We start from the raw sequence: 17,432 nt of genomic DNA, 5'->3' as shown, positions 1-17,432 counted from the left end.
CATGGATACGATGAAACTGCAAAAACGTGCCCCGATGTCGGCAATGCTCGATCCCAAGATCGTTCTGCCCGCGATCAGCGCGTCCTTCACCAAGCTCGACCCGCGGCTGATGATCAAGAACCCCGTGATGTTCGTGGTCGAGATCGTGGCCGCGCTCACCACGGTGATCTTCCTGCGCGACCTCGTCGCCGGCGGCGAGAATCTCGGCTTCACCTTCCAGATCATCCTCTGGCTCTGGTTCACGGTGCTGTTCGCCAATTTCGCCGAAGCGGTGGCCGAAGGCCGCGGCAAGGCACAGGCCGAATCGTTGCGCAAGACCCGCACCGAGAGCCAGGCCAAGCTCCTGAGCGGCGCGGGCCAGGCCTTCACGCTGGTGCCGGGCACCAGCCTGAAGGTCGGCGACATCGTGTTGGTCGAGGCAGGTGACGTCATCCCATCCGACGGCGAGGTGATCGAGGGCGTGGCCTCCGTCAACGAAGCCGCCATCACCGGCGAGTCCGCGCCGGTGATCCGCGAGTCCGGCGGCGACCGGTCGGCGGTGACCGGCGGCACGCAGGTGCAGTCCGACTGGATCCGCGTCCGCATTACGGCCGCGCAAGGCTCGACCTTCATCGACCGCATGATCAAGCTGGTCGAGGGCGCCGAGCGGCAGAAGACGCCGAACGAGATCGCGCTCAACATCCTGCTCGCCGGCCTCACCATCATCTTCGTGTTCGCCACCGTCACCATTCCGAGCTATGCGGCTTATGCCGGCGGCTCGATCTCGGTGGTCGTGCTGGTCGCACTGTTCGTGACGCTGATCCCGACCACGATCGGCGCGCTGCTGTCGGCGATCGGTATCGCCGGCATGGACCGCCTGGTCCGCTTCAACGTGCTGGCGATGTCCGGCCGCGCGGTCGAGGCTGCCGGTGACGTCGACACGCTGCTGCTCGACAAGACCGGTACGATCACGCTCGGCAACCGTCAGGCCACCGCGTTCCGTCCTGTGCGCGGCGTCACCGAGCAGGAGCTCGCGGACGCAGCCCAGCTCGCCTCGCTCGCCGACGAGACCCCGGAAGGCCGCTCCATCGTCGTGCTGGCGAAGGAGAAGTATTCTATTCGCAGCCGGGATATGGCCGAGCTTGGCGCCACCTTCATTCCGTTCACGGCACAAACCCGCATGAGCGGTGTCGATGCCGGCGGCTCGTCGGTGCGCAAGGGCGCGGTCGATGCCATGCTCAACTATGTCGGCGGCGGTGCGCCGCTGGCCGTTGCCTCCGGCAACACCGCGCGCGCCATCCAGCCTGCAGTGCTTTCCGACGCCGGCCGTGAAGTCCAGACCATTGCCGACGAGATCTCGAAAGCAGGCGGAACGCCGCTTGCGGTCGCCAAGGACGGCAAGCTGCTCGGCGTCATCCAGCTCAAGGACATCGTCAAGGGCGGCATCCGCGAGCGCTTCGCAGAACTGCGCCGCATGGGCATCCGCACCATCATGATCACCGGCGACAACCCGATGACAGCCGCTGCGATCGCGGCGGAGGCGGGCGTCGATGACTTCCTCGCGCAGGCAACGCCCGAGGACAAGCTGAAGCTGATCCGCGACGAGCAGGCCAAGGGCAAGCTGGTCGCCATGTGCGGCGACGGCACCAACGACGCGCCCGCGCTCGCCCAGGCCGACGTCGGCGTCGCCATGAACACCGGCACCCAGGCCGCCCGCGAGGCCGGCAACATGGTCGACCTCGATTCCAACCCGACCAAGCTGATCGAGGTGGTCGAGATCGGCAAGCAGCTGCTGATGACGCGCGGCGCGCTGACCACGTTCTCGATCGCCAACGACGTCGCAAAGTATTTTGCGATCATCCCGGCGATGTTCCTGGCGTTCTACCCGCAGCTCAACGTGCTCAACGTCATGAACCTGTCGAGCCCGCAGAGCGCCATCCTGTCGGCGATCATCTTCAACGCGCTGGTCATCATCGCGCTGATCCCGCTGGCGCTGAAGGGCGTGGCCTATCGCGCGGTCGGTGCCGGCGCATTGCTGAGGCGCAACCTCCTGATCTACGGCCTCGGCGGCATCGTGATTCCCTTCATCGGCATCAAGGCGATCGACCTCGTCGTCACCGCCTTGCATCTGGCTTGATCGTCGCCGCGGGGCGCACCGCGCCCCGCGCAGTGACGAAAGATTTGGAGACCTAACATGCTCAGAGAAATTCGCCCCGCCATCGTCCTGCTGCTGGTGCTCACCGCCATCACCGGCCTGGCCTATCCGCTCGCAATGACCGCTATTGCCGGTGCGATCTTCCCCTCACAGGCGCAGGGCAGCCTGATCGAGCGGGACGGCAAGGTGATCGGCTCCGCCCTGATCGGGCAGGAGTTCAAGGAGGACAAATATTTCCACGGCCGCCTTTCGGCGACTTTGGCGCCGGACCCGAATGATTCGACCAAGACGGTGTCGGCGCCCTACAACGCGGCCAACTCGGGCGGCTCCAACCTTGGCCCGACCAGCAAGGCGCTGGCCGACCGGCTCAAGGAGGATGTGGACAAGTTGAAGGCTGAAAATCCGAACGCCGCCGTGCCGGTCGACCTGGTCACCACCTCGGCCAGCGGCCTCGACCCGGACATCTCGCCGGAAGCGGCTGAATTTCAGGTGCCGCGGGTGGCGAAGGCGCGGAATCTGCCGGACGCTCAGGTCAAGCAGCTCGTGGCCTCCAACACCCAGGGCCGTTTGCTCGGCCTGATTGGCGAACCGCGGGTTAACGTTCTGGCACTGAACCTCGCGCTCGATCGCGCCACCGCGAAGTAGCGGTCTAGGCTGGGGGCGGGCGGATGATTATATTGGCCTGATGGTCCGAGAGCGCCGCGATCCCGAACAACGTCCGTCCCCTGAGGCGCTGCTTGAAGCCGCGCGCCGGGAGGAGAGCGCGAGCGGCAAGCTGAAGATCTTCGTCGGCGCCGCCCCCGGCGTCGGCAAGACCTACGAGATGCTGCAAAGCGCCCATGCCAGGCGCAAGGCGGGCATCGACGTGGTGGTCGGCTTTGTCGAGACCCATGGCCGCGCCGAGACCGAGGCGCTGGTGCGCGGGCTCGAGGTGGTGCCGCGCAAGAGGTTCGACTACCGCGGCCAGAGCGTCGAGGAGATGGACCTCGATGCCGTGATCGAGCGCCGCCCTCGAATCGCGCTGGTTGACGAGCTCGCTCACACGAATGCCGCCGGCAGCCGCCATCCCAAGCGCTATCTCGACGTCGAGGAGCTGTTGTCCCACGGCATCGACGTCTACACCGCCGTCAACATCCAGCATATCGAGAGCCTGAACGACGTCGTCGCCCAGATCACCCATGTGCGGGTGCGCGAGACCGTGCCCGACTCGGTATTCGACCGCGCCGATGCGATCGAGCTGATCGACCTCACGCCCGACGATTTGATCCAGCGGCTGCGGGAGGGCAAGGTCTATGTGCCCAAGCAGGCCGAGCGGGCGCTGGAGCACTATTTCTCGCCGGGCAATCTGACCGCGCTGCGCGAACTGGCGCTGCGGCGTACGGCCGAGCGGGTCGACGAGCAGCTTCTCAATCACATGCAGGCGAATGCCATCGCCGGCCCCTGGGCCGCGGGCGAGCGCATCCTCGTCTGCATCAGCGAGGATCCGCGCGCGGCCGGGCTCGTCCGCTACACCAAGCGGCTAGCCGACCGGCTGCATGCGCAATTCACCGCGATCTCGATCGAGACCCGGCGGTCGCTCCAGCTTTCGGACGAGGAGCGCGATCGTCTCGCCGATACGCTGCGGCTTGCCGAATCGCTGGGCGGTGAAGCGCTGACCATCCCCGCTGTCGGCCGCCGCATCGCCGACGACGTCATCAACTTCGCGCAAGGCAACAACGTCACCCAGATCGTGATCGGGAAATCGACGCGCTCGCGGTGGTTCGAACTGACGCGCGGCTCCGTCGTGCATGATCTCGTGCGCAGTTCCGGCAATATCAGCGTTCACGTCATTCCCGGCGATGAGCTCGCGGCCGAGCCGGCGCCGAAGACGGCGGTTCAGACGGCGGCACGGGCAGAGGCGTTTGATGCACGTCCCTACTTGAAGGCGCTCGGGATCACCGCGCTCGGCCTTGCCGCAGCGGTGGCCATCAAGCCGTATTTCGGCATCGAAAACGTCGACCTGATGTTCCTGACCGCGGTTGTCGCCGTGGCTGTTCGCTACGGGTTGTGGCCGTCGCTCCTTGCGAGCGTCGCGGCGTCGCTGGCGTACAACTTCTTCTTCCTGCCGCCGGTCTACACTTTCACGATTACCGACCCGACCAATGTCGCGGCGTTCTTCTTTTTCATGTTGATCGCGTTCGTGGTGTCGAACGTCGCCGGGCGGGTGCGCACGCAGGCGGACACCGCGCTCGGCCGCATCCGCACGACCGAGCAGCTCTATGCGTTCAGCCGCAAGCTCACGGGCACCGGGACGCTCGACGACGTGCTCTGGGCAACTGCCTATCAAACTGCGCTGATGCTGAAGGTTCGCGTGGTCCTGCTGCTGCCGGAGGAAGGCCTGCTCACGGTGAAGTCCGGCTATCCGCCCGAGGACCAGATCGACCAGGCCGATCTCGCCGCCGCCAATTGGGCCTGGAGCAATGATCGTCCCGCCGGCCGCGGCTCGGACACGCTGCCCGGTGCCAAACGGCTGTTCCTGCCGATGCGCACCGGGCGTGGTCCGATCGGCGTCATCGGTATCGACAATGATCGCACCGGTCCGCTGCTGACCCCGGACCAGCGCCGGCTGCTCGATGCACTCGTCGACCAGGGCGCACTGGCAATCGAGCGCGTGCTGCTGGTCGAGGACGTGGATCGCGTCAAGCGCACCGTCGAATCCGAGCGGTTGCGCTCCGCGCTGCTGACATCGATCTCGCACGATCTCAAGACGCCGCTGGCCTCCGTGCTCGGCGCGGCCTCGACCATGCGCGATCTCGCCGGTGCCTTGTCCGACACCGAGAAGCGCGATCTGCTCGCCACCGTGATCGACGAGTCCGAGCGCCTCAACCGCTTCATCGCCAATCTGCTCGACATGACAAAGCTCGAATCCGGCGCCATCGTGCCCAACGCGGCACTGCACGATCTCGGCGAGATCGTCGGCAGCGCGCTGCGGCGTGCGAGCAAGATATTGACGGCGCACAAAGTGGAGCTGGTGCTGGCCGCCGATCTGCCGATGCTTCAGCTCGATGCCGTGCTGTTCGAGCAAGTGCTGTTCAATCTGCTCGACAATGCCGCGAAATATTCGCTGCCCGATACAACGATCTCGATCCGCAGCCGGCGCGAGGGAAATCATGTTGTGCTAGAAATCGCCGATCAGGGTGGCGGCATTCCGCCTGACGAGCTCGAGAGCGTGTTCGACAAGTTCTATCGCGTGCAGAAGGGCGACCATGTCCGTCCCGGCACCGGGCTGGGGCTCGCCATCTCCCGCGGCTTCGTCGAGGCGATGCAGGGCACGATCTCGGCCGCCAACCGCGGCGACCGCAGCGGCGCGATCCTCACCATCCGGCTGCCCGTTCCGGCACGGACCCACGCATTGGATACAGCCGCATGAGTGCCGCCCCGATCAAGGTTCTGGTCATCGACGACGAGCCGCCAATCCGAAAATTGCTGCGGATGGGACTCTCGACGCAGGGCTACGAGATCCTGGAAGCGTCGAACGGAAAGACCGCGCTCGAGAAGCTCGCGGAAGAACCCGCGCTGATCATTCTCGATCTCGGCCTGCCGGACATCCAGGGCCACGAATTGCTGCGCACCATCCGCGGCCGCAACGAAGGCGTGCCGATCGTGGTGCTGTCGAGCCGCGGCGACGAGGCCGGCAAGGTGCAGGCGCTCGATCTCGGCGCCGACGATTACCTGACAAAGCCGTTCGGCATGGACGAGCTGTTGGCGCGCCTGCGTGCGGCGCTGCGGCACCAGCTCCAGGTCAAGGGCGAGCGTCCGGTGTTCCGCACCGGCGATCTCTCGGTTGATCTCGTGCGCCGCATCGTCAAGGTCGGCGAGCGCGAGATAAAGCTGTCACCGAAGGAGTACGATCTCTTGCGCGTGCTGGTGCAGCACGCCGGCAAGGTGCTGACCCATCGTTTCCTGCTCAAGGAGCTCTGGGACGAGCTCACCGACGCGCAATATCTGCGCGTCTATGTCCGCCAGCTCCGCCAGAAGATCGAAGCCGATCCCGAACGCCCGCAATATGTGCTGACGGAGACCGGGATCGGGTACCGGCTGAAGGCGGGGGATTAGCTTTCGATCCTCATCCTGAGGAGCGCGGAACGAGCGTCTCGAAGGATGAAGGCCCGGCTGCGGCAGCGAGGCCTGCATGGTTCGAGACGGCGCTTCGCGCCTCCTCACCATGAGGGCAGAGAGTGGGGCGCGCGGCGAAATCACCCCGCCTTCCTCTGCCGCGTCGTCGAGCGCTGCGTCTTCTTCGCGTTGCGCGGGCGGCCGGTGGCACGACGCGCATGGGACTTCGCCACCGCCTTCTTCCCACCGCGTCCCTTCAGGCTCTGCTTCAGCGCGTCCATCAAGCTGACGACGTTGCTCGGGCGCTCGTCGCGCTCCGGCAGCTCGATTGTCTTGCCGCTGGCCTTGCGCTTCACCAGCGCCTTCAGCGCGGTCTCGTACTCATCCTTGAACTTGCTCGGGTCGAAATGCGCGGCCTTGGTCTGCAGGATGTGGCCGGCGAGCTCGACCATGTCCTTGGTGATCTTGGGGCTCTTGATGCCGTCGAAGAACTGGTCCTCGTCGCGAAGCTCATAGGGGAAGCGCAACGTGGTGCCGAGCAGGCCCTTGCCGAGCGGTTCGATCGCGATGATGTGCTCGCGGTTGGTGAGCACGATCTTGGCGAGCGCCACGCGGTCCTGGTCCTTCATGGCGTCGCGGATCACGGCGAAGGCATCGACCGCAGCCTTGCCGTCGGGCGCGATATAATAGGGATGATTGAGATAGCGCTGGTCGATCTCGTCGCTCGGCACGAAACTCTCGATGTCGATGGTGTGGTTGCTTTCGATCTGGACCGCCTCGAGCTCCTCCGGCTCGATCTCGACATATTTGCCCTTGCGCAGCTCATAGCCGCGCCCCTTCTGGCCGCTCTCGACCACGTCGCCGGTCCCGGAGTCCACCATCTGCTGCTTGAGCCGGTTTCCGGTCTCGCGGTTGATCATGTGAAACCGCGTCTTCTCGGCCGCGGTGGTCGCCGGATAAAGCGCGACCGGGCAACTGACCAGCGAGAGCTTTAACGTTCCCTTCCAATAGGCGCGCGGGGCCATTCCGTTCTCCAGCGTTTCAAGGCATTTTGGAACCCCAACAGCCCCATCGGGTTTTGGTTCCGGGTGGGACTTCCGCCGTGATAGGCTTCAACGCCGAAAGAGAATGCGGGACCGGTCGTGCTGCGAAAACTCTCCACCTACCGACAGAAACGCGATTTCGAGAAGACACCGGAGCCGTCGGGCAAGACCGCGGTGGCGCCATCGGCGCAGCGGCGCTTCGTGATCCAGAAGCACGATGCGACGCGACTGCACTATGATCTGCGGCTCGAGTTCGACGGCGTGTTCAAGTCGTGGGCGGTCACCAAGGGACCCTCGCTCGATCCGCATGACAAGCGGCTGGCGGTCGAGGTCGAGGACCATCCGCTCGACTATGGCGATTTCGAAGGCACGATTCCGGACGGGCAGTATGGCGGCGGCACGGTCATGCTCTGGGACCGCGGCACCTGGGAGTCCGAGGATCCCGAGCGCGGCTTCCAAAAGGGCGACCTCAAGTTCACGCTCCACGGCGACAAGCTGCATGGAAGCTGGGTGCTGGTGCGGATGAGGCATGACCGCACCGGCGGCAAGCGCACCAACTGGCTCCTGATCAAGCATCGCGACGAATATGCCAGCGAGAGCGACGACATTCTCAGCGAGGACAAGTCGGTGGCCTCCGGCCGCGCGATGGCAGAGATCGCCGATGGCAAGGGTCGCGCGCCAAAACCGTTCATGTTGGCGAAGGGTGCCAAGGTCAAGGCCGATGCGGTCTGGCAGTCCAATCGTGTCGAGGAGCCGAAAGGGCGCACCGTCAGGCCGGCGCCCGGTGCGGCGTTGAAGCGCGGGACGGGCGCAAAGACGAAAGCGACGACCGCGACAAGCGCGAAAAGAGTCTCAGAGATGCCGGACTTCGTCGCGCCGCAGCTCTGCACCCCGGTCGAGCGGCCGCCGGCGGCCGACGGCTGGTGCCACGAGATCAAGTTCGACGGCTATCGCGTCCAGCTCCGCGTCGAGGACGGCGAGGCGACGCTGAAGACGCGCAAGGGCCTCGACTGGACCGACAAGTTCGCAGCCATCGCGAAGGAGGCGGGCGAGCTTCCCGACGCCATGATTGACGGCGAGATCGTCGCGCTCGATCACAACGGCGCACCGAATTTCTCCTCGCTCCAGGCCGCGCTGTCGGACGGCAAGACCGAGGACCTGATCTTCTTTGCCTTCGACCTCCTGTTCGCCGAGGGGCTCGATTGCCGGCGCCTGCCACTTGGCGAGCGCAAGGACCGCCTCAGGCAACTCCTGGAAGCAGGCAAGAAGAAATCGAGCCAAATCCGCTATGTCGAGCATTTCGAGAGCAGCGGCGATGCCGTGCTGCAATCGGCCTGCAAGCTCGAGCTCGAAGGCGTGGTGTCGAAGAAGCTCGATGCGCCTTACCGGTCGGGGCGAACGGAAAGCTGGACCAAGGCCAAATGCCGCGCCGGCCATGAGGTCGTGATCGGCGGCTGGAAGACCACCAACGGCAAATTCCGCTCGCTGATGGCCGGCGTGCACCGCGGCGATCATCTTGCCTTCGTCGGCATGGTCGGCACCGGCTTCGGCGCGGACACGGTCAGGCGCATCATGCCGTCCTTGAAAGCCATGGAGGCCAGGCAAAGCCCCTTCGGCGGCAAGAACGCGCCGAAAAAGACGCGCGACGTGCACTGGCTGAAGCCGGAGCTCGTCGCCGAGATCGAGTTCGCCGGGTTCACCGCCGACGGCAATATCCGCCAGGCCGCCTTCAAGGGCCTGCGGCAGGACAAGCCGGCCGAGGAGGTCGAGGCGGAAACACCCGTCGATACCGAACTCGCAAAACCCTCGACCAGGAAGCCTGCTGTGCCGAAGGCAGGCAAGCGGAAGGATGCCGGTACGGCCGAGGTGATCGGTGTCGTCATCTCGAAGCCGGACAAGGAGCTGTGGCCGGATGGCGGCGACGGCGCGGGCGTCACAAAGCTCGATCTCGCGCGCTATTTCGAGGCCGTCGGCGCCTGGATGATCGAGCACATCAAGGGCCGGCCCTGTTCGATCGTGCGTGCGCCTGACGGCATCGGCGGCGAAAAATTCTTCCAGCGCCATGCCATGCAGGGCACGTCGAACCTGCTGGAGCTCGCAAAGGTCTCGGGCGATCGCAAGCCGTACCTGCAGATCGATCGCGTCGAGGGGCTCGCCGCGGTCGCGCAGATCGGCGGCGTCGAGCTGCATCCCTGGAATTGTGCCCCGGACGCCTACGATACGCCGGGCCGGCTGGTGTTCGATCTCGATCCCGCGCCGGACGTCAAATTCGCCGATGTCGTGGACGCCGCCAAGGAGATGCGGCAGCGCCTCACCGACGTCGGCATGGAGAGCTTTTGCAAGACCACCGGCGGCAAGGGCCTGCACGTGGTGGTGCCGCTGCTCCATGGCGCGCGCGACAAGGTGAGCTGGAAGGAGGCCAAGGCGTTCGCGCAAGGCGTTTGCCAGTGGATGGCCGACGACGATCCCGAGCGCTATCTGCTCAACATGTCGAAGAAGCTGCGCAACGGAAAGATCTTCCTGGATTATTTGCGCAACGATCGCCTGTCGACGGCGGTAGCTCCGCTGTCACCCCGTGCGCGCGATGGCGCGACCGTGTCGATGCCTGTGACGTGGGCGCAGGTGAAGGGCGATCTCGATCCGAAGCGGTACACGGTGCGGACGGTGCCGGGTCTGCTGGCGCGCTCGAAGGCCTGGGATGGCTATGACGACGCGGCCACATCGATCACTGCGGCGGCGAAGAAGCTCGCGGGGAAGAAGAAGTAGGGTGGGCAAAGCGAAGCGTGCCCACCAGCTTTCTTATTGCGGCGAAGAGGTGGGCACGGCGCGTTGCGCCTTTGCCCACCCTACGAGGCCGCTACAGCTCCTTGCGCTAGATCCGTCCGAGCAACAGCAGGATCAGCAGGATGACGATGACGAGCCCGAGGCCGCCGCCGCCGTAATAGCCGGTGCCGTAGAACGGGCCGCCGCCGATGCCGCTGAAGCCGCCGAGCAGCGCGATGACCAAAATGATCAGAATGATCGTACCGATAGACATGCTAGTCTCCTCCAGCCCTTTGTTGAAAGGGTCGTTTGCACCTGTCCCGTGGTGCGAGGGCAACTTGCCGCAGGTTCTATAGTTCCCACGATGAAACACGGCGAACGGGGCCAACTTGCATGGAACCTTTGCCAGTCCAGGCGGCATGACTATGTGAGGATCAGTCACCACAGGGCAGCGCCATGTCAGCACCGCTTGTCGTCTCCATTCCGCATCGTCTCGGCCGCGAGGAAGCCGTGCGCCGGCTCAAGACCGGGCTCGGCCGCGCCGCAGCCAGCATTCCCGTGATGCAGGTCGAGGAGGAGCGCTGGAACGGCGACAGCATGAATTTTCGCATCCGCGCGCTCGGGCAGATCGCGAGCGGTCAGGTCGATGTCGCCGACGACCACGTCAAGGTTGAGGTGGTGCTGCCGTGGCTGTTGCAGCGCTTCGCCGAGATGGCGCAGGCGACCATCCGCAAGCGCGGGCAGCTGCTGCTGACCAAGGACGGGGGCAAGTAGCCGTCAGCTACGAGCGCGCTGTTGCCTGGGTCTCGCCGTGCTTGCGGCGCGTGCTTCGATGACCGCAGCGGGAATATCCCGGAAGGCTTGCGCAAGCGGCAATTGATTGCCGGCAAAGCCCGGCCCGGTGTAGCCGGTGATGTCGATCGTCGCGTCAACACCCTCGAACGCGGGCCATTGTCGGCCCTCTTGCGTGAACGGCGCAAACTGGCGCCCGACCACGACGATCGCAGCCGTGCGGCCGTGTCGGCGGACAAAGGCAATGACGTGGTGTGCGTGCGCGCCCTGGACCTGCAGTGGCTGATACTCGCCCTGCGCGAACACATCGGCGAGTTCGTTGCGCAGTTTGAGCAGGTGCCGCGTCCAGGCCAGCTTGAGCTGGCCATTCGGCCAGGTCTTGATCAGCCCGCGCCAGTCCGGCGCATCCAGTGACGTCAGCGCCGTCTGCCGCGCGGCAAAGTCCACCGGGCGGCGGTTGTCGGGATCGACCAGCGACAGGTCCCAGTATTCGGTGCCCTGGTAGAAGTCCGGCACGCCGGGCAGCGTCGCCTTGAGCGTGAGCTGGCTCAGCGAATTCAAGGCGCCGAGCAGCGCGACGCGGCGTGCCAGGATTTGCAGCGCGTCCGGGAACTCGCTGGATTGTACTGGATCGAGGATCTTCCCGATGAAGCTCGCGACGCCGTTCTCATAGGCCTCGTGCGGGTTGAGCCAGCTGGTCTCCTCCTTGCCCTCGCGCGCGGCCTTGAGCGCATAGGCCTGGATGCGCTCGACGAAGCCGGCATCGGCCGTCTCCCCAAGCGGCCAGGCGCCGAGCAGGGTCTGGTAGAGCATGTATTCGAACGTCGCCGACGGGGCGCGCAGATTGCCGTCGAGCGCGAGATGCGGCGCGTTCAGGACTTTCCAGCGCGCCACCGCACTGGTCCATTCGCCGGGAATTTCGCTGAGCGCCGCGATCCGCGCGCGCGCGTCCTCGCCGCGCTTGGTGTCGTGGGTCGCGGTCGCCGTCATCCCTTGCGGCCATTCGTTGGCACGCGCGCGCATGGCCTCATGGAAGGCAGGTACCGTGAGGCCGTTGCTCGCGGGGTCGCCGCCGACCTCGTTCAAGGCGAGCAGCCGGTGGGATTGATAGAACGCGGTGTCCTCCAGCGACTTCGCCATCATCGGTCCCGTGAACTGCTGCACCTTCAGCGCGAAGCGGCGCACCCGCGGGGCGCTGTGCGGGGGACGGCCGGGTTTGAGCAGGTCCATGGTCAGCGCGTCGCGCAGGAAGTCGAAGATGCCTTCATCCGCAGCGAACCATTCCGCGCGGGCCCGTTCGATGGTGTCGTCGATCAGCTTGCGGTCGAGCGCGGTCGGGCCGCTATGCGTCAAATAGGTGCGATAGACCGGGAAATGCAGCACGTATAATTCGAGCGCCTGCCGCAGACTGTCGGCGGAGAAGTCGCGGGTCGAGTAGTGGCCGTTGGCGATGCGCGCGAGCAGTCGGGTCAGCACGGTGAATTCGCTGGTCAGCAGCGTCTCCAGCACGCGCCGCTTGGCATCCTTGACGTAAGGAGCCAGCCGCGGCGGGCGGTTGCTGATCTGCCGCCAGGTCTCGTTCAGCGCCTCCAGCCCTTTCGCGTCGACCAGAACCTGAGTGATGACATTCATCCACTCATAGCCCGTGGTGCCCTGAACGCCGGCAAAATGCGGCAGGCGCTCGTGCTCGCACAGGATCTTCTCAATCACGGTATAGAACGGCTTTGTGTTGCCTTGCGCGTCGCGCACCAGCCGGCGCAGCCGCTGACAATATTGTGCAGGATCGCGCAGGCCGTCGATGTGATCGAGGCGGATGCCTTGCAGCTTGCCGTCGGCAATGAGCTGCTTCACCAGCCGGTGCGTGGCGGCGAACGTGCTCGCGTCCTCGACGCGCAGGCCCGCAAGCCCGTTGACGTCGAAGAAGCGGCGATAGTTGATGTCGCTGGAGGCAAGCCGCCAGTGCCCGAGCTTGTAGTGCTGGCGCTCCAGCAGATGATGCAGCGCCAGCGTCTGCGCCGGACGATCCTTGGCGGAACGATAGGCGGGGAGGCCGCGCTCGATGATGTCGGCGCTGCCGGCGATCTCCTTGAGCTCCGCCTTGAAGCCGGGCGCTTCCCTGCGGTTGGGACGACGCAACCCCGTGTAGCGGGCCGCGAGCGCGAGCAGGCGCTTGCCGGCCTCGGTCTCGGCGGCGTCGGCTTCCTTCACGATCACGCGCAGCATTTCGCCATAGCGTTCCGGTGCGATCGGCAGGCGATGCTCGAAATACCAGGCGGAAAAACTGCCTTCATCGGCATCGTAGCGCAGCTCGATGTCGCCGCGCTCCAGCGCCTCGCCATAGGGCGAGCCGAGGATCGGCAGCAGCACGCCGCCCCGGGCGCGATAGGCCAGTTGATCCCAGTCGATGTCGAAGGAAACCGCATGCGGCGAGGCCTGGCCCCATTCCAGCACGTCGAGCCACCAGGGATTGTCGGCAAAGTGCACGCCGACATGGTTCGGCACGAAGTCGATGATGAGGCCGAGGTCGTGCTGCGTGAGGGCATCGCTCAATCGAGCAAAGCCGGCCTCGCCGCCGAGCTCGGGATTGAACTGGCTGTGGTCGACGGTGTCGTAGCCGTGGGTCGAGCCCTTGCGCGCCTTCATCACCGGCGAGGCGTAGAGATGCGTGATCCCGAGTGCCTTGAGGTAAGGCACGACCGCGGCGGCCTTGTCGAAGTCGAAATCCGCGGTGAGCTGAAGCCGATAGGTCGCAAGAGGAATGGCAGGAGGCATGCTAACCTCCGAGATGCCAGATCACCGACCAGGGTGGGAGCCGATCGCCGCTGACGGAGCCCCAGATCGGCGTGCCTGTCGCGTCGCTGGGACGTGCGATGTCCTTGTCCGAGAGATTGGCGGTCAGGCGCAACCTCGCGCCGTCGCCCATGCGCCAATGTGCGGTGAGCAGGCCGCTATCGGCCGTCGCGGCATCGCCGAACCTCGCACCCTTCAGGCGCGGTGCGATCTCCTTGTGACGCAGCGCGAGCAGCTCCCGCACCAGCGCCAGCCGCGCATCCTGCCCCGGCGTGTGGCCGGTCCAATCCAGCACGGCCGATTGCAGCGTTTTGGGATCGAGCGGATCGGGGACCTCGTCGCCGTATTTCTCGTAGGCCCAGGCATATTCCTGCTTGCGGCCCTTGCGCACGGCATCGGCAAGGCCACCCTGGAAATCGCAGAAGAACGGGAAGGGCACCGTGGAGCCCCATTCCTCGCCCTGGAACAGCATCGGCACCATCGGTGCGAGCAGGGTCACCACGAGCGCGGCTTCGATCTGCCGCGGTGATGCCAGGCTCTCGAGCCGGTCCCCCAATGGGCGATTGCCGATCTGGTCGTGGTTTTGCAGGAAGTTGACGAAGGTCGCCGGCGGCAGCTCGCCGCTCGCCTCGCCGCGCGGCTTCTTGCCCCAGAACTCCGAGGTCTCGCCCTGGTAGACGAAGCCCGAGGCGAGCGCGCGCGCAAGATCCATGCGCGGCGTCTGGTAGTCGGCGTAATAGCCCGCGAGCTCGCCGGTCAGCATCACGTGCCAGACGTGGTGATAATCGTCGTTCCACTGCGCGCGATATTTGCCGTTGGGCGGATCCTGCGCGGCATCGAGCAGGCTGGCGCGGTTGTCGCCGTTCTCCAGCACGAGATGGATATGCCGTCCGGTGGCCTTGGCAAGCTCGCCGGCGGCGACGCTGAGATCCTGCAACATCGACTGCTCGCCCGGGATCGCCATGATGTGATTGGCGGCATCCAGTCTCAGGCCATCGAAGCGGTAGTCGGTGAGCCAGGACAGCGCGTTCTCGACCGCGAAGGCCCGGACCTGCGGCACGCGATAATCGATCGCGCTGCCCCATGGCGTATGCGCATCGGTGAAGAAGGCCGGCGCATAGCGGCCGAGATAATTCCCCTCGGGGCCGAAATGATTGTAGACGACGTCGAGGAACACCATCAGCCCGCGCAGATGCGCCTCGTCGATCAGTGTCTTCAGGTCCTCGGGCCGGCCATAGGCGCTGTCGGGCGCGTACCACAGCACGCCGTCATAGCCCCAGCCGCGGCGGCCGGCGAAATCGGCCAGCGGCATCAATTCCAGCGCGGTGATCCCGGTCGCAACGAGATGATCGAGCTTGTCGATCATGGCGCGGTAGGTGCCCTCAGGCGTGAAGGTGCCGACATGGGTCTCGATCAGCACCGTCTCTTCCCAGGGACGTCCGCGCCAATCGCGCGCGCGCCACGCGAAGGCATCATGATCGACGACTTCGCTCGGGCCAAAAACGTCCTCCGGCTGGAAGGCCGATGCGGGATCGGGCACGTCGATCTCGTCGTCGATCCTGAACTGGTAGGGACTGCCGACGGGCAGGCCGGCAATCTCGGCGACATACCAGCCATCCTGCCGGCGCTGCATCGCGTGCCGTCTGTCGAGCAGGAGATCGACTCGGCGAGCACCGGGCGCCCACAGCCGGAACGACACGCCGTCCTTGGTCGGCCTCGCCCCGAAGGATGGTCTCATAGCGCCCCCGCGAAGGCGAGCACGGAGCGCGGCGGCGCCTTGCTGTCGCTTCCGGGCTGCAGATCAACACTGTTCGGCCTGGCATCAGTGGTGTTCAGGATCTGCTGCCAGCTTTTGTACTCGGCCATTTTGGGCAATTTGAATGCGATCTCTTCGGGGGCGGCGTTCAGTACGATAAAGATCGCGGCGCTCCCCGGTTCCATCGGCCCCATCACATACGAGAGGAACCGCCCTTCCGGGAATTTCCAGTCGTTCTCCGTCATCTCGTCGCCGGCAGGCGTCAGCCACAGCGCGCCGTAGGAGACGCCGTCCTTGGGCCGGCCGTCGAGCCAGCGATGGCTGCGAAGCTGCGAGAACCGGCGGCGGATCTCGGCGAGCCCGGCGACGAAATCGATCATGTCGTCGCCATCCTTGCCGAGATTGTCCCAGCCGACCCAGCCGACCTCGTTGTCCTGGCAATAGGCGTTGTTGTTGCCGGACTGCGAATTGCCGACCTCGTCGCCTGCCAGGATCAGCGGAACGCCCTGCGCCAGCATCAGGCAGGCCAGCACGTTCTTGCGAAGCTGCCGCCGCAGCCCGAGAATCCCGGGATCGTCGGTCGGACCCTCGACACCGCAATTGTTGCTGTGGTTGTCGCTGGAGCCGTCGCGATTGTCCTCGCCATTGGCCTCGTTGTGCTTCTCGTTGTAGCTGAAGAGGTCGGCGAGCGTGAAGCCGTCATGCACGGTGATGTGGTTGATGCCGGCGCGCGGCCGCCGTCCGTCATGGTTGAACAGGTCGGATGACGCCGTCATGCGGCTCGAGATGTCGCCGATCAGGCTGCCTTCACCGCTCCAGTAGCGGCGCATGGCGCTGCGATACCGATCGTTCCACTCCGACCATTGGGAAGGGAATGCGCCAACCTGGTAGCCGCCGAGCCCGAGATCCCAGGGTTCGGCGACGAGCTTCACCGCCGCCAGCACCGGGTCCTGCCGGATCGCCGTCAGGAACGAGCTGCCGCGATCATAGCCGTTCGGTCCGCGCGCGAGCGTGGTGGCGAGGTCGAAGCGGAAGCCGTCGACATGGCAGACCTCGACCCAGTAGCGCAGCGAATCCATCACCATCTGGAGCACGCGCGGATGGGTGAGGTTCACCGACGAGCCGCAGCCGGTGAAGTCGTCGTAATAGCGCGGGTTCTCGCGGTTCAGCCAGTAATAGGAGGCATTGTCGATGCCGCGGTAGCACAGGGTCGGACCGAGATGATTGCCTTCGGCCGTGTGGTTGTAGACGACGTCGAGCATCACCTCGATGCCGGCATCGTGCAGGCGCGCGACCGTGGTGCGGAAGGAATCGAGCGCATTGTCCTGGGCGTAGCGCGGTTCGGGCGCGAAGAAGGACAGCGTGTTGTAGCCCCAGTAGTTGACGAGCTTCTTCTCGACCAGAATGCGGTCGTCGATGAAGCTGTGGATCGGAAGCAGCTCGACGGTGGTGACGCCGAGCGTTTTCAAATGCTCGATCATCGCCGGCGACGACAGGCCGCCATAGGTGCCGCGCAAATTCGGCGGCACGTCGTCGCGCTTCTGCGTCAGACCCTTGACGTGGGCCTCGTAGATGATGGTGTCTTCCCAGGGGATGTTCGGCCTGATCTCGCGGCGGCCCCAGTTGAAGGTCTCGTCGACGACGACCGCCTTGGGCATGCCGCGCGCGTTGTCGCGCCGGTCGAAGGAGAGGTCCTCGCGCGGCGAACCGGTGCGATAGGCGAAATGGGCATCGCTCCAGACCAGCCGCCCGGCGAGCCGTTTGGCGTAGGGGTCGAGCAGCAGCTTGTTGGCGTTGAAGCGGTGGCCGTGCTCGGGCTCGTAGGGGCCGTGCACGCGATAGCCGTAGAGCTGGCCCGGCGAGATGTCGTTGAGATAGCCGTGCCAGACGTCCTCGGTCCGCTCGGGCAGCTCGACACGCTCGAGTTCGCGCCTTCCCTGCGTGTCGAACAGGCACAGCTCGACTTTCTGCGCATTGGCGGAGAACAGCGCGAAATTGGTGCCGCGTCCGTCCCAGCTTGCGCCGAGGCGTGCGGGCGATCCGGCAGTCAGGCGCATCG

Annotated in this window: 11 protein-coding genes; 6 read left to right on the top strand and 5 right to left on the bottom strand. The window is 65.5% G+C overall.

Going from position 1 to position 17,432, the window contains the following annotated elements:
• Nucleotide 1 precedes the first annotated feature (1 nt).
• From kdpB to AB7245_RS35990, 4 genes are read left to right on the top strand one after another with little or no spacing between them, the layout of a single operon-like run.
• A complete protein-coding gene (gene kdpB / locus AB7245_RS36005; protein ID WP_085405240.1) occupies nt 2-2,116 on the top strand; it encodes a potassium-transporting ATPase subunit KdpB in 2,115 nt (704 codons plus the stop codon).
• A gap of 57 nt (nt 2,117-2,173) precedes the next feature.
• Nucleotides 2,174-2,779 carry a K(+)-transporting ATPase subunit C gene (locus AB7245_RS36000; protein WP_085405239.1) on the top strand — a complete coding sequence of 202 codons (606 nt, stop codon included), beginning with the start codon at nt 2,174-2,176 and terminating at the stop codon, nt 2,777-2,779.
• A gap of 40 nt (nt 2,780-2,819) precedes the next feature.
• A complete protein-coding gene (locus AB7245_RS35995) occupies nt 2,820-5,543 on the top strand; it encodes a sensor histidine kinase (protein ID WP_085405238.1) in 2,724 nt (907 codons plus the stop codon).
• Nucleotides 5,540-6,229, top strand: coding sequence for a response regulator (locus tag AB7245_RS35990; protein WP_028147071.1), 690 nt, complete (start codon nt 5,540-5,542; stop codon nt 6,227-6,229). The genes AB7245_RS35995 and AB7245_RS35990 overlap by 4 nt, the downstream gene beginning before the upstream one ends.
• A 140-nt stretch (nt 6,230-6,369) precedes the next feature.
• Here AB7245_RS35990 and AB7245_RS35985 read toward each other — a convergent pair whose 3' ends face one another.
• Nucleotides 6,370-7,254 (bottom strand): non-homologous end joining protein Ku, encoded by an 885-nt coding sequence (locus tag AB7245_RS35985; protein ID WP_085405237.1) that lies wholly within the window; start codon nt 7,252-7,254, stop codon nt 6,370-6,372.
• Between the two features lie 117 nt (nt 7,255-7,371).
• On the opposite strand from AB7245_RS35985, the gene ligD reads away from it, so the two are divergent.
• On the top strand, nt 7,372-10,038 hold the full coding sequence (gene ligD / locus AB7245_RS35980) for a DNA ligase D (protein WP_354078001.1): 2,667 nt from the start codon (nt 7,372-7,374) through the stop codon (nt 10,036-10,038).
• 106 nt (nt 10,039-10,144) lie between these two features.
• Here the strand turns inward: ligD and AB7245_RS35975 are convergent, their stop codons facing one another.
• Nucleotides 10,145-10,309, bottom strand: a complete 165-nt coding sequence (locus AB7245_RS35975; protein WP_007595743.1) for a DUF3309 family protein — start codon at nt 10,307-10,309, stop codon at nt 10,145-10,147.
• 182 nt (nt 10,310-10,491) lie between these two features.
• Between AB7245_RS35975 and AB7245_RS35970 the strand changes: the two genes are divergently transcribed.
• On the top strand, nt 10,492-10,809 hold the full coding sequence (locus AB7245_RS35970) for a polyhydroxyalkanoic acid system family protein (RefSeq protein ID WP_085405235.1): 318 nt from the start codon (nt 10,492-10,494) through the stop codon (nt 10,807-10,809).
• Nucleotides 10,810-10,812: 3 nt separating this feature from the next.
• On the opposite strand, the gene treY is transcribed toward AB7245_RS35970, so the two are convergent.
• Genes treY through glgX form a run of 3 tightly spaced genes read right to left on the bottom strand, consistent with a single transcriptional unit; the run spans nt 10,813 to nt 17,430 of the window.
• Entirely contained in the window at nt 10,813-13,599 is a 2,787-nt protein-coding gene (gene treY, locus AB7245_RS35965; RefSeq protein ID WP_439035492.1) for a malto-oligosyltrehalose synthase, read from the bottom strand.
• 1 nt (nt 13,600) lies between these two features.
• Nucleotides 13,601-15,355, bottom strand: coding sequence for a malto-oligosyltrehalose trehalohydrolase (treZ, locus tag AB7245_RS35960; RefSeq protein ID WP_085405233.1), 1,755 nt, complete (start codon nt 15,353-15,355; stop codon nt 13,601-13,603).
• Nucleotides 15,352-17,430, bottom strand: a complete 2,079-nt coding sequence (glgX, locus tag AB7245_RS35955) for a glycogen debranching protein GlgX (RefSeq protein WP_085405232.1) — start codon at nt 17,428-17,430, stop codon at nt 15,352-15,354. The genes treZ and glgX overlap by 4 nt, the downstream gene beginning before the upstream one ends.
• Nucleotides 17,431-17,432: the final 2 nt, after the last annotated feature.

Origin of the sequence: Bradyrhizobium sp. 604_D8_N2_3 (assembly GCF_051810765.1) — a bacterium.
GTDB lineage: Bacteria > Pseudomonadota > Alphaproteobacteria > Rhizobiales > Xanthobacteraceae > Bradyrhizobium > Bradyrhizobium barranii.
This window is presented reverse-complemented; position numbering and strand designations above follow the sequence as displayed.